This window comes from Gilliamella sp. wkB308 (assembly GCF_001690185.1).
Lineage (GTDB): Bacteria > Pseudomonadota > Gammaproteobacteria > Enterobacterales > Orbaceae > Gilliamella > Gilliamella apicola_I.
On sequence record NZ_LZGN01000038.1, the window covers coordinates 395,849 to 409,296 of the forward strand.

Annotated in this window: 10 protein-coding genes; all 10 read left to right on the forward strand. The window is 34.0% G+C overall.

Annotation, left to right across the window (positions count from 1 at the left end; translation table 11 throughout):
- Nucleotides 1-22 precede the first annotated feature (22 nt).
- The 10 genes from eno to A9G10_RS09725 all read left to right on the forward strand — a co-directional run bounded on the left by eno (nt 23) and on the right by A9G10_RS09725 (nt 13,387).
- Nucleotides 23-1,324, forward strand: a complete 1,302-nt coding sequence (eno, locus tag A9G10_RS09680) for a phosphopyruvate hydratase (RefSeq protein WP_065559328.1) — start codon at nt 23-25, stop codon at nt 1,322-1,324.
- A 247-nt stretch (nt 1,325-1,571) separates the two neighbouring features.
- The gene (locus A9G10_RS09685) at nt 1,572-2,498 is read left to right on the forward strand and encodes a VirK/YbjX family protein (RefSeq protein ID WP_179855829.1); all 927 of its coding nucleotides are present in this window, start codon (nt 1,572-1,574) and stop codon (nt 2,496-2,498) included.
- 144 nt (nt 2,499-2,642) lie between these two features.
- Nucleotides 2,643-3,545 (forward strand): lysine exporter LysO family protein, encoded by a 903-nt coding sequence (locus A9G10_RS09690; RefSeq protein WP_065559330.1) that lies wholly within the window; start codon nt 2,643-2,645, stop codon nt 3,543-3,545.
- Nucleotides 3,546-3,706: 161 nt separating this feature from the next.
- Nucleotides 3,707-4,579 (forward strand): helix-turn-helix domain-containing protein, encoded by an 873-nt coding sequence (locus tag A9G10_RS09695; protein WP_065559331.1) that lies wholly within the window; start codon nt 3,707-3,709, stop codon nt 4,577-4,579.
- Between the two features lie 16 nt (nt 4,580-4,595).
- Nucleotides 4,596-5,879, forward strand: coding sequence for a 3-phosphoshikimate 1-carboxyvinyltransferase (gene aroA / locus A9G10_RS09700; RefSeq protein WP_065559332.1), 1,284 nt, complete (start codon nt 4,596-4,598; stop codon nt 5,877-5,879).
- Nucleotides 5,880-6,560: a (d)CMP kinase gene (gene cmk, locus A9G10_RS09705; protein ID WP_065559333.1), complete on the forward strand. Its 681-nt coding sequence runs from the start codon at nt 5,880-5,882 to the stop codon at nt 6,558-6,560.
- Between the two features lie 111 nt (nt 6,561-6,671).
- On the forward strand, nt 6,672-8,354 hold the full coding sequence (gene rpsA / locus A9G10_RS09710; RefSeq protein WP_065559334.1) for a 30S ribosomal protein S1: 1,683 nt from the start codon (nt 6,672-6,674) through the stop codon (nt 8,352-8,354).
- A 98-nt stretch (nt 8,355-8,452) separates the two neighbouring features.
- Nucleotides 8,453-8,743, forward strand: a complete 291-nt coding sequence (ihfB, locus tag A9G10_RS09715; RefSeq protein WP_065559335.1) for an integration host factor subunit beta — start codon at nt 8,453-8,455, stop codon at nt 8,741-8,743.
- A 379-nt stretch (nt 8,744-9,122) separates the two neighbouring features.
- Complete coding sequence (locus tag A9G10_RS09720) at nt 9,123-11,366, forward strand: DNA internalization-related competence protein ComEC/Rec2 (protein WP_218837385.1); 2,244 nt, start codon at nt 9,123-9,125, stop codon at nt 11,364-11,366.
- 584 nt (nt 11,367-11,950) lie between these two features.
- Nucleotides 11,951-13,387: a MotA/TolQ/ExbB proton channel family protein gene (locus A9G10_RS09725; protein ID WP_065559336.1), complete on the forward strand. Its 1,437-nt coding sequence runs from the start codon at nt 11,951-11,953 to the stop codon at nt 13,385-13,387.
- Nucleotides 13,388-13,448: the final 61 nt, after the last annotated feature.

Genomic DNA, 13,448 nt, shown 5'->3' on the forward strand with positions numbered 1-13,448 from the left:
CTGTCATATAGAGGAAAATAACATGGCAAAAATCGTTAAAGTACATGGTCGTGAAGTCATCGACTCTCGTGGGAACCCAACAGTTGAAGCTGAAGTTCATTTAGAAGGTGGTTTTGTTGGTCTAGCAATCGTTCCATCTGGCGCATCAACTGGTTCTCGTGAAGCGTTAGAACTTCGTGATGGTGACAAATCTCGCTTTTTAGGAAAAGGTGTTTTAAAAGCTGTTGAAAACGTAAACGGACCAATTGCGAAAGCGGTTGTTGGTAAAGATGCGTTAGATCAAGCGGCTATCGACCAAATCATGCTTGATTTAGATGGAACTGATTTTAAATCAAACTTAGGTGCAAACTCAATTCTTGCGGTATCATTAGCTAATGCTAAAGCAGCAGCAGCAGCAAAAGGTGTACCACTATATCAACATATTGCTGATTTGAATGGTACTCCAGGTCAATACTCAATGCCATTACCAATGATGAACATTATCAATGGTGGTGAACATGCTGATAATAACATCGATTTGCAAGAATTTATGATCCAACCAGTTGGTGCGAAAACCGTACGTGAAGCAATCCGTATGGGTTCTGAAGTATTCCATAACTTAGCGAAAGTTTTACATGCTAAAGGTATGAATACTGCTGTTGGCGATGAAGGTGGTTTTGCTCCTAATTTAGATTCAAATGCTGAAGCATTAGCTTGTATCAAAGAAGCTGTTGAAAAAGCGGGTTATGTACTAGGTAAAGATATTACTTTAGCGATGGACTGTGCTGCTTCTGAATTCTATAACAAAGAAACAGGTAAATATGTATTAAAAGGTGAAGGTAATAAAGAGTTTACTGCTCAAGAATTTACTCACTATTTAGAAGGTTTAACTGAACAATATCCTATCGTATCAATCGAAGATGGTTTAGATGAAAGCGATTGGGACGGTTGGGCATATCAAACTAAAGCATTAGGTCACAAAATCCAATTAGTGGGTGATGATCTTTTTGTAACCAATACTAAAATCTTCAAACAAGGTATTGAAAAAGGCATCGCTAACTCAATCTTAGTTAAAGTTAACCAAATCGGTACATTAACTGAATCTATCGCAGCGGTTAAAATGGCGAAAGATGCAGGTTATACTGCTGTTATCTCTCACCGCAGTGGTGAAACTGAAGATTCAACTATTGCTGATTTAGCTGTTGGTTTAGCTGCTGGTCAAATAAAAACTGGTTCTATGAGCCGTTCTGACCGTGTTGCTAAATACAACCAATTAATCCGTATTGAAGAAGCATTAGGTGCTAAAGCTCCATTCAACGGACTTAAAGAAGTGAAAGGACAATAATTGAGTTTATAAAACTGAATAATTGTTCAACTAAGAAACGGTGACCAGTTCACCGTTTTTTATTTTCTTTTCTTATAGAATACGATGGCAAAGGTTGCGTTGATTTATGTTGTATTGTACTCTTAATAGTTGGTATTTATGACTAATCTTTGATATCTATTGATATTTTATAATTTAGCCACATATAAAATTTTTATAAATTAACTAACTCAAATTTATTTTTCTGCTTATGAATAATATTACGAATATGTCCCAGCCAAAAAGCAAATGGCAACTTTTTAACTGGCTATGTACCGGTAAACTACCGCTAAATGAACTTTGGCTTAATCCGACTTATCGTTATAAATTTTTTTTTAGAACCTTATTTTTAAGTCCTATTACACTAAAATGGTTAGATAAATTAAGACAATATCCATTACTTGGCTACTATTTTTCTTGCCAAACCAATTTACCGTGTAAATTACAAAGACCCTATTTATCATCAAGTTTGTCGCAACAAGAGCGTTTTGATGCGTTAGCTTGTCATTATGATTTTTTAGCGAATCAGCCTGATAGCATGACTAAGGCTTTTTATGATCCTAAAACTCCTTATGTATTGGCTAACCTAACAGTAAAAAATGAGGCTAATATTCAAATTGCGATTCAAGCTCGTAACAAGTTTGCTCGAGAAGGCGAAATAAGCCTTTATTTTTATGATAATGAGGGTATTGATTTAGCAACATTAACTTTTTCAATCATTCAATATCAACAAAAAACGACTTTATTTATTGCAGGGTTGCAAGGTAGCGGTCATCATGAAGCGCGAGTTCGGGTGCAAAAAGCGACTAAGCAATGTTATGGATTATTTCCAAAACGAGTCGCCGTTGAGGCAGCATTAATCATTGCACATTATTTTCAGCTAGAGCAAATTGTGGCGGTTGGAAATAAAACGCATGTCTATAACAATTGGCGTTATAACAGCAGACAAGAACGAATTTTGTCCGATTATGATGATTTTTGGTTAACGATCGATGGTCAACAAGACGATCGTGAGTTATTTATTTTACCCACTGAAATTAGCCGAAAATCGATAGAAGATATAGCGAGTAAAAAACGTTCTGAATACCGTAATCGTTATGCTTTGTTAGATCAACTCAAACTGAATATTGAAACACAATTAGCATCATTTATATAATAGAGTAAAGGTAATGATTATTACCTTATGTAGTGCCAAATTATCAAAATTGATTACAATCGATATTCAACTTGTTGTTTATCGATTTTTTTAATTAAAGCTTAATAAAATAATCGCCTCAAATTAATTGGTAGGGAATGAAATATGTATTTTGGTATTCTAATAGCACTTGTGCCTTTGTGCATTGGTTATTTAATTAAATGCAAACAAGAAAAATGGATAGCTAAAATTAACCAAATTCTAAGTTGGATGGTTTATTTTATTCTTTTTATCATGGGCGCAGAACTTGCTCATTTAGATAACCTCGCGACGAATTTGCAAAACATTCTATTTTATACTGTTATTATTTTTATCTGTACTTTTGGCGGTAATTTTATCTTTCTTATGTTATTTGACCTATTTTTACCGTGGAAAACTTCAAGTGCTAATCAAACCTTTGGTTCACGCGTAAAAATGATATTGGAATCATTACGTGTCTTTATTGCACTTGTTTTGGGATTTATAGTCGGACTTTTTCCATTGTTTGTATGGCAATATACCGAAAACATTATTCAGGTTGTTTTAGTTTTTTTACTCTTGTTAATTGGTATTCAGTTAAGAAGTAATAATATTTCACTTAAACAAATTTTACTTAACAAAGTCGGTATTGCAACAACGCTAATTGTCATTATAAGCACTTTTATTGGTGGAATGGTAGCCGCTTTATTATTAGATCTCCCTTTGCGTGTAGGATTAGGTATGTCATCTGGATTTGGTTGGTATTCTTTGTCAGGTATTTTAATGACTGAAGCGCATGGAGCAATTATTGGTAGTGCCACATTTTTAAATGATATATTACGTGAACTTTTTGCCATTATACTTATTCCAACATTAATAAAACGGTATAAATTAACAACACTGGGTTTATGTGGTGCAACGTCTATGGATTTTACTTTGCCTATGTTACAAAAAGGAGCTGGTATAATGATAGTGCCACCTGCTATCGTGCAAGGTTTTTTGCTTACATTGCTAATGCCAATATTTATGACGCTGTTTAATTATGGATGATAGATTATTCATTACTTGAGTTAAAAATCATATATTGATGAATTGAAAATGATATAAAAAAGTTAATGGTATGATGAATTGAACAAAATTGCCTGGATTGCAAATTGGCAATATGATTACCTTATGTTACACTGCCGAAATCCGAATGATTTGAGTGAATTATGAATAGTGGATCGATTGATTATTGTGCGATAGGTCAGCGTTTACGGGCGTATCGTATAGCAGCTTCCTTAAAAGCAGAAGACATTGCACAAAATCTTAAAATTTCAAGAGCTGCGGTTTATCGTTTAGAAAAGGGTGAAATTATCAAAATCGAAACATTAGGACGTTTAGCGACTTTGTTAGATACATCCTTAGCGAGCTTGCTTGGTATTGATACGGAATATTATTCAAGTGGTGAAGGCTTTTTTGAACGTATGCGCCAACTTGAAGAACAATCAACACATATTTATTCTCATTTTGATCCTTTTTCTTTTTTACTCACTTCACCAGATTATCTTTCTCATCTTGCTATGATGCTAGATGAATCGGGCGATTCAATTAATTTAAAAAAATATGCAACAACGTTAGCCATTTTAAAAGAACGACAAACACAATTTTATCAATCAGTGCCTAAAGTCATTAATTTAATTAGTTTACGCAATGTAGAGCGTTTTTTACATATTGGTTTAGTCGGTAATTTAAATCTTTCACCAGGTAAAAAGTCCGAACGCATGCTATTAGCTCGCAAAGAAGTCTATCACTTAATTGAATTAATTGAACAACAAATTTATTCGCCAACCATTGCTATTACAGAGCATGCTATTCCATCTATTGCTTTTCAATTATTTTATCAAAATGAAAGCCCGATTTCGTTAGCGATGAGCCCATTTCGATTAGGTGAATTACCAAATGTGACCACAGGGATTGCTTCTATTACCTCATCTTATGATGCGATTAAGCGATACCGTTTGTTATTTGATAAATTGTGGCAAAATAGTGCTAAAGATAAACAAGCAATTGAATTGTTGAAAGCAACTTTAGATAAATTTTAAAAATATAAAGAGAACTATCATGTTATCCCTAACATTACAACCGATAAAAAGATTTAATGGTACGATAAACTTACCAGGTTCAAAAAGCGTGTCTAATCGGGCGCTACTTTTGTCTGCATTGAGTCATGGTAATACACGTTTAACAAATTTATTAGATAGTGATGATGTCCGTTATATGCTTGATGCGCTAAAAGCATTAGGTGTTACGTGTCAATTATCGAATGATCGCACGATTTGTGATGTTGAGGGCGTCGGCGGAAAATTACATTCATCCCACGCATTAGAGCTTTTTTTAGGGAATGCCGGTACGGCGATGCGCCCTCTAACTGCTGCGTTATGTCTTGGCGAAAATAATATTGTGCTTACGGGCGAACCACGTATGAAAGAGCGCCCGATAGGACATTTAGTTGATGCACTACGTCAAGGCGGGGCTAAAATAGATTATCTTGAAAATGAAGGTTATCCACCACTGCATATTCATGGGGGCTTTATTGGCGGAAATATTCAGGTGGATGGCTCTGTTTCAAGTCAATTTTTAACGGCACTATTAATGGCATCCCCACTTGCTGATAACGATACTGAAATTACTATTTTAGGGGATTTAGTCTCTAAACCCTATATTGATATCACGATCAAAATGATGGCGATATTTGGGGTGTCGGTCATCAATGATAATTATCAAAAATTTGTTATCAAAGCAAAACAAACTTATTTATCACCAGGTACGTATTTGGTTGAAGGTGATGCTTCATCAGCTTCGTATTTTTTAGCTGCAGCGGCGATTAAAGGTGGCACTGTTCGCGTCACCGGTATTGGTAAAAAAAGCTTACAAGGTGATACCCAATTTGCTCATGTACTTGAAAAAATGGGTGCCAAAGTAACGTGGGCTGATGATTATATCGAGTGTAGCCGAGGAGAACTTAACGGTATTGATATGGATATGAATCATATCCCTGATGCGGCGATGACAATAGCAACAACCGCTTTGTTTGCCAAAGGATCCACAACTATCCGTAATATCTATAACTGGCGAGTTAAAGAAACTGACCGCTTATCTGCTATGGCAACTGAATTGCGTAAAGTAGGGGCAAAGGTTGAAGAAGGTAACGATTATATAACGATTATCCCGCCTAACTCTTTAACACATGCTGAAATAAAAACCTATAACGATCATCGTATGGCAATGTGTTTTTCATTAGTGGCATTATCCGATACGCCCGTGACTATATTAGATCCTAAATGTACAATGAAAACATTTCCTGACTATTTTGAACAATTTAAACGATTGAGTGAATACTAAATGAATACATTAGTTCCTGTTATAGCTGTTGATGGCCCTAGTGGTGTGGGGAAGGGCACGTTGTGCCAAGCGTTAGCTAATCATTTCAATTGGCATCTTTTAGATTCTGGTGCAATTTATCGAGTGCTTGCGTTATCGGCGCTCAATCATCATATTGCACTGGATGATGAACAACAATTAACTCAATTAGCATTAAATTTACCTTTAAGATTTGATACCCGTCATGGCGAAGTCAAAGTACTATTAAATGGCGTCGATGTCTCTAAAGATATTCGTACTGAAGAGACTGGAGGCGCTGCTTCTAAAGTCGCTTCGCTAAATCAAGTTCGGGCAGCATTATTGCAACGGCAAAGAGATTTCAGGCAAGCACCGGGGTTAATTGCTGATGGGCGAGATATGGGGACAGTTGTATTTACTGATGCGCCGGTAAAAATTTTTCTGGATGCTAGCCCACACTCAAGAGCAGAAAGAAGAATGAAACAGTTGCAAGATAAGCAAAAACATGCTAAATTCGCCGAAATTTTGCAGGAGATAACTGCGCGTGATGAGCGAGATCGTAATCGAGCCGTTGCCCCATTAAAACCTGCAACAGATGCACTAATAATTGATACCACATCACTCTCTATTCAAGATGTATTTAATCAATCTATTACGTATATAAACGAAAAACTTGCGTTGTAAATTTACTTATAACGTGAACAAAGCTCCATTATAAGGACGAGTGGAGTATCATAAACAACCCCACAAGACATGATGTAATGTGGACGTTAATATTAATTTAAGTATATAAATATGACTGAATCTTTTGCTCAACTCTTTGAAGAGTCTTTAAATCAACTAGACACTCGTTCTGGTAACATGATCCGTGGTACTGTCGTTGCAATCGACAAAGATGTTGTTTTAGTTGATGCTGGTTTAAAATCTGAATCAGCAATTCCAGTAGAGCAGTTTAAAAATGCCCAAGGCGAATTAGAAGTTAAAGTTGGCGACGTTGTTGATGTCGTACTTGACTCAATTGAAGATGGCTTTGGTGAAACCATTCTATCTCGTGAAAAAGCTAAACGTCATGAAGCGTGGCTTACATTAGAAAAAGCAGTTGAAGATGCTGCAACAGTTTTAGGTGTTATCAATGGTAAAGTGAAAGGTGGCTTTACGGTTGATCTTAATGGCGTTCGTGCGTTCCTTCCTGGTTCGCTTGTTGATGTACGTCCATTACGCGATACTTCTCATATTGAAAATAGAGAAATCGAATTAAAAGTTATTAAATTAGATCAAAAACGTAACAACGTTGTTGTTTCTCGTCGTGCAGTAATTGAATCTGAAAATAGCGCAGAAAGAGAACAACTTCTTGAAAATCTTCAAGAAGGTTCTGAAGTTAAAGGTATCATCAAAAATCTTACTGATTACGGTGCATTCGTTGATCTTGGTGGCGTTGATGGTTTACTTCATATTACTGATATGGCTTGGAAACGTGTTAAACACCCAAGTGAAGTGGTTGAAGTGGGTCAAGAGTTACTTGTTAAAGTACTTAAATTTGATAAAGACCGTTCACGTGTTTCTCTTGGCTTAAAACAATTAGGCGAAGATCCATGGGTTTCTATTGCTAAACGTTATCCAGAAGGCACTAAAGTAACTGGTAAAGTAACTAACTTAACTGATTACGGTTGTTTCGTAGAAATTGAAACGGGTGTTGAAGGTTTAGTACACGTTTCTGAAATGGATTGGACTAACAAAAACATTCACCCATCTAAAGTGGTTAGCTTAGGTGATGAAGTTGAAGTTATTGTACTTGAAATTGATGAAGAACGTCGTCGTATTTCTCTTGGTCTTAAACAATGTAAACCAAATCCATGGTTACAATTTGCTGAATCACACAATAAAGGTGACAAAGTTAGCGGTAAGATCAAATCAATCACTGATTTCGGTATCTTCATCGGTTTAGATGGTGGTATTGATGGTTTAGTTCATCTTTCTGATATCTCTTGGAATATGCCAGGTGAAGAAGCAGTTAAAGCTTATAAGAAAGGTGATGATATCGAAGCGGTTGTATTACAAGTTGATGCAGAACGTGAGCGTATCTCTTTAGGTATTAAACAACTTGAAGATGATCCATTTAGTAGCTTTGCTTCAAACTTCAAAAAAGGTTCAATTGTTAAAGGTCGTGTAACAGCTGTTGATGCTAAAGGCGCAACAATTGAAATCGCAGAAGGCATTGAAGGTTACTTAAAAGCTCAAGATATCGCACGTGAACGTATTGAAGATGCAACAACTGCATTAAAAGTTGGTGATGAAGTCGAGGCTAAGATTGTTAATATCGATCGTAAAACTCGCGCAATTTCATTATCTGTACGAGCTAAAGATGAAGCTGACGAAAAAGAAGCGCTTGCTGCTGTAAATAATACTTCAACTCAAGAAGAAGCATCATTTACTAATGCAATGGCTGAAGCATTCAAGGCTGCATCAAAAACCGAGTAAAAAATATTCAATTAAAAAGTAAAGAGGGCTTGCCCTCTTTTTCTTTTGTGGTATAAAATGAATAAATTATATATCACATACATAACTTAGGAGTGACCATGAACAGATCAGATTTAGTGGAAAAGATAGTCAACTGGCGGGCACACCTTCCTGTGCAACTTGTTGATGACGCTGTAAGAGATATTATTGAACAGATCGCTTTAGCTATGGAAAGCAACGATCGTGTAGAAATTCGAGGATTTGGTAGTTTCAGCTTAAATTATCGTGCACCACGTAAAGCGAGAAACCCAAGAACTGGTGGTAATGTTGAGGTTAAACATAAATACATTCCTCATTTTAAACCAGGTAAAGAATTACGTGAAAGAGTAAATAATGCCGCTAAAGCATAATCTCTAAAATAATATTTAGTTTTAAAGCCTTTGAGTTATCTCAAAGGCTTTTTTATTACCCCCTCAATTAATATATAGATTACACATTAAACCGTTATTTAAAAATAATTAAAAAGTCTGATGACTATTTAAAGTAATTTTAGCCTTAACACCTATCAAAATACGTTTCAAGAATATTCTTATCATAATGATCGTTTTTTAACAAATGCAAATTAAGATTGGAACCAAGATCGCAATATCTATCAAAAAGTTCTGAGCATAATTTATTGACAGGTTAAGCTAAATTATTATTAATTTGATAGCCTAAATTGAGCCAATGCGGCAAATTTATTCACATGATTTACTTATAATTACATTTTCATTAGGCTGCTTACCATTAATGTTTATGTCTAAATTACTTTCAGACATACTTTGGTATGCGATAGCTTTTGGTGTGATGATTACTGTCATTGTTAGTACATTTCTATTTAGAAAAACATTGTTACTTATCAGTATATTTATGTTAAGTTTCTTATGGTCGACAGCATATTCTAAACAGTATTTAATCAATATCGCTCCTTACATTGACAAAACACTCGTCGTCAAGGCCAAAGTCGAAAGTATCAATATCCGACATCCATTTCACCAAATAAATCCTTACTATCTGCAATGGACTATTCTTGATAGTAATCATCAAACATTATCAACTCCTATCCCAATTTCAATTTATTGGGATAATGTTAATGTACCTAAAATAGGTCAAATTTGGCAATTAACGATAAAAACAAAGGTCGTTCATAGTTACTTAAATGAAGGAGGATTTGATAGCCAGCGTTATGCTATAGCCAATCGGACATTATTATCTGCAAAAATCATTAATGCTAAATTATTGAAAGATAAAAATGATATTAGACAAACGATTGTTGATCATGCTTTGCCTTATATGTATTTGTTTCATTACCGTGGGATATTATTTGCATTGGCTTTTGGTGATCGCTCTCAACTTGATCATCATTATCGGCAAATTATGATGAATACCGGTGTTGCTCACTTAATGGCGATATCGGGTATGCATATTTTGTTAGTCTTTGGTATGTGTTACAGCCTGGTCAAATTAATGTTGTTTTTTATTCCACAGCGATTCAATAATTTATATGTCCCAATCGTAATCGGATGGTTATGCGCCTGTTTTTATGCTTGGTTAACAGGATTCAATCCTCCTGCTTTACGTGCAATAATGGCATTAGGGATATGGATTTATTTACGCTGTAAAAACCAACATATCAGTGCATGGCAGAAAGTTAATCGAATAATAGCCTTATTATTATTAACCGATCCATTAATGATTTTGTCTGAAAGTTTTTGGTTATCTTGTTATGCTGTTGTTAGCTTAATATTTTTATATGAATGGGTTCCGTTATCAAAAAAGAATCAATATAACAAAAGGGGTTACCTAGTTAAATTAATACATCTACAATTAGGTTTAACGGCGTTATTGTTACCAATACAATTATTTGTTTTTCAAGGTGTCAGTATTATGGCACTTTTGGCAAATTTAATTGCGATTCCAATCATATCGCTAATGACTTTTCCATCAATCTTAATAGCACTTTGTTTCAGTTTTTTTGATTGTTTCTATTTCGCATTATGGTTTTGGTTTGTTGCTGAACAGTCACTTGATTATTTATTTTACTGTCTGGAGCTAATTGATTTCCCTTGGTTTACTACTTCATCTGATTTTTATTTATTAAGTATTATTGGATGGCTGGTCATAATTATACTGAAAACGGAATTTTGGCGTCGTCATACTATAACCCTCTGCATTTTACTCATGATAATAGTGAGTCCATTTTTTAAAAAACAGCATTATCTATGGCGAATGGATATGTTAGATGTCGGTCATGGTTTGGCAATTGTCATACATGATGGGAAATCCGCAATATTGTATGACACGGGGGCACAGTGGCAAAATAGTTCTGCTGCGGAACGTATAATCATTCCATTTTTACAAAGGCACAATTTAGATGTTAAGGGAATTATTATTAGCCATCAACACAATGATCATATTGGTGGGCTTTCTCTACTTCAACAACATTATCCCAATGCATGGCTGATGAGTTCATCGTCAAGATTAAAAAATCACTATCACTGTTTATCAGAAAATCATCTGAAATGGAATAATCTGAGTTTAACTGTATTGTGGCCAACTCATCTGGCTGAATATGCGCAAAACGAAGATTCATGTGTGATACACATTACTGATGGTCAATTTTCAGTATTATTATCAGGTGACTTAGAAAAAAATCAAGAGTATCAATTGATTGAAAAATATCGAAATACACTTAAATCAACAATTTTGCAAATTCCTCATCATGGTAGTAATACATCATCAAGTTATGCTTTTTTAAACGCTGTTAACCCTAGCGTGTCCCTTTTGTCGACTGCCCGTTATAATCCTTGGAAATTGCCTTCCAATAAAGTTATAGCACGTTACAAAGATCGACAATTAAATTTTTATACCACATCTCAATCAGGACAAATAAGTTTAGTTTTTTATCATCATAAATGGGAGTTGAAAACAATGAGGAATGAAATAAATCCTCGGTGGTATCATAATTGGTTTGGTCATTTGCCTGTATATTAACTCAATTTCCTTTTAAAAAAATAGTTTAATTTCTTCAATCATCTTCTCTAAAAAACTATCACATAAGATTTGCTAACATGAATTCAACACAAATACTTAATTGTTAATTTTCTGTAATAAAAGTTAATTTATTTTACAAAATAAATTTTTACGCTCTTCTATAAAATCTCAGTAATAGCTCATTTGGCTAATAATATAATTATCTTGAGGATATTGAACTTAATTAAGTAAGTTATATAAAATGATTCGCCATAATTATTCATGCAATTTTAGGGTGCGAATTGGCGTAAAAAATTGATCTAAAAATTTCTAAATTATAGTTTAATAAAAGCGCAATATTTATTAATGCTAACAAAGATAATGGTTTATTATAGTTCTTTTAAATGTTTTTATTTCTAAATAATATTTATTTGGAAATTTTTGAATAAAAAGGTTTCAATTTTTTTAATCAGTATTATAATAAGAATTCATCATATTTTCGTTAAGAAGATTGATGAATATTAATTTTTTATAAAAAATTGGAAAATAAATATAGTAATACTAAATTATGAATGTTTTTATAATTTAGTTTAAGGATGGATAAAGTGAAGTTGAATTCTGTTAAACGATCGATAAGATTTATATTATTGATCCTCTTTGTAATAGTAATAGCTTATGCATATTTTTTTGATGATCTTTTAGAAGCTATTAATCATAATAAAATTATCAATACCGCTATTATTTCAATGCAAGTTATTGGTGTAATTTATACTTTTATTGTTTCTGTTTCACTAATGAGTGGAATCAATAGCTGGAAAAAGTTTTTATCAGTAGCCTCAGAAAATCCCAATAATTTTGATAAATTAAATAACTTTCCTTTTAAAGGTGCAGTTAAAGGGTTAAGAGGGCGTGTATCTGATTTGGCACTTTCAGGTCCAGAAATCCGTAATTCTGTTCTAGACAAATTAAAAGATGGTTTTTCCCACCGTGTATCTGGCGCAGATTATTTATCAGGTTTATTAGTTGGTTTAGGGTTATTAGGTACGTTCATTGGATTAATCTTAACAATGGGCAGTATCCGTGAATCAATGGATATTGTTACTAATAATACCAGTGATATTTCAGCTTTACTTGGTGGTATTGCGGCACCTTTAGGTGGCATGTCAGCAGCATTTACTGCATCATTTCTTGGATTAATGGGTTCTTTAGTAATGGGCTTATTAGCGCATTTATTAGGCTCAATAGTTGATAATATCTATTTTTCAGTTGAAGATTGGGCTAAAACGAATGCTAATGATGTAGGCGTTTCTATATCAAGTGTAATTAATAGTTCTACTGAGTCTGCTCTTGCATCACCTTCTGACGTTAAATTGCAAACAACGAATTTAAATGCAGCTTTATTAGATTCATTTAATCAATTTCTTAATTATCAGAAAAAATTCGAAGATAATCAATTACAACAGATTGAAAGCACCAATAAATTATCTAATTATTTTGATAAGCTCATTCAACAGCAAGAGCAGAGTTTTGCCTCACAAAACCAAATATTCAATTCTATGCAATCTGTGTTGGGGCAAATACAAAGTGAGTTAGAAGGTGTCAATTCAATGCTTGCCTCTATTGATGGTCAACAACCTATTTTAAAAAGTATTCAAGTCGAATTAGAAACAGCGAATAATGCTTTAAATGCAATTGATGAACATACGGTGAAAATTAATGAGGTTCAAAGTCAAACAATTGAAGTTATTGAAAATGTTTATACCTCAACAGATAGAAATCGTACTGCTCTAGTTGAAGCAATTGGTGGAATGAATGCGGATCGCATACAAATAGTTCAAACATTTAAAGAAGTAGCTGAAACACTGACATGTTTGCAATCTGAAATGGAAGGTGTTCGCCAACAGTTATTAACAATTGAATCCGTTGCTCGTATGAAAACAAGTGATTCCGAAGCAGTAGTACAAGTAGTACGTCAACAAAATGAACTTTTGCAAGAATGTGTTAGTCAAATGACTACATTAAGAGCATCTGTTCAAAATTGAGTTAATACTTTGTGTAGCACAGTTAATTAACTCTATTTTATTAAAGATAAGATGGAGTTAA

Bases quoted from the DNA above. Each gene is read 5' to 3' on its own strand.
- eno (WP_065559328.1), top strand. From the start codon at position 23: ATGGCAAAAATCGTTAAAGTACATGGTCGTGAAGTCATCGACTCTCGT.
- ihfB (WP_065559335.1), top strand. From the start codon at position 8,453: ATGAACAGATCAGATTTAGTGGAAAAGATAGTCAACTGGCGGGCACAC.
- rpsA (WP_065559334.1), top strand. From the start codon at position 6,672: ATGACTGAATCTTTTGCTCAACTCTTTGAAGAGTCTTTAAATCAACTA.
- A9G10_RS09720 (WP_218837385.1), top strand. From the start codon at position 9,123: ATGTTTATGTCTAAATTACTTTCAGACATACTTTGGTATGCGATAGCT.
- A9G10_RS09685 (WP_179855829.1), top strand. From the start codon at position 1,572: ATGTCCCAGCCAAAAAGCAAATGGCAACTTTTTAACTGGCTATGTACC.
- A9G10_RS09695 (WP_065559331.1), top strand. From the start codon at position 3,707: ATGAATAGTGGATCGATTGATTATTGTGCGATAGGTCAGCGTTTACGG.
- A9G10_RS09690 (WP_065559330.1), top strand. From the start codon at position 2,643: ATGTATTTTGGTATTCTAATAGCACTTGTGCCTTTGTGCATTGGTTAT.
- cmk (WP_065559333.1), top strand. From the start codon at position 5,880: ATGAATACATTAGTTCCTGTTATAGCTGTTGATGGCCCTAGTGGTGTG.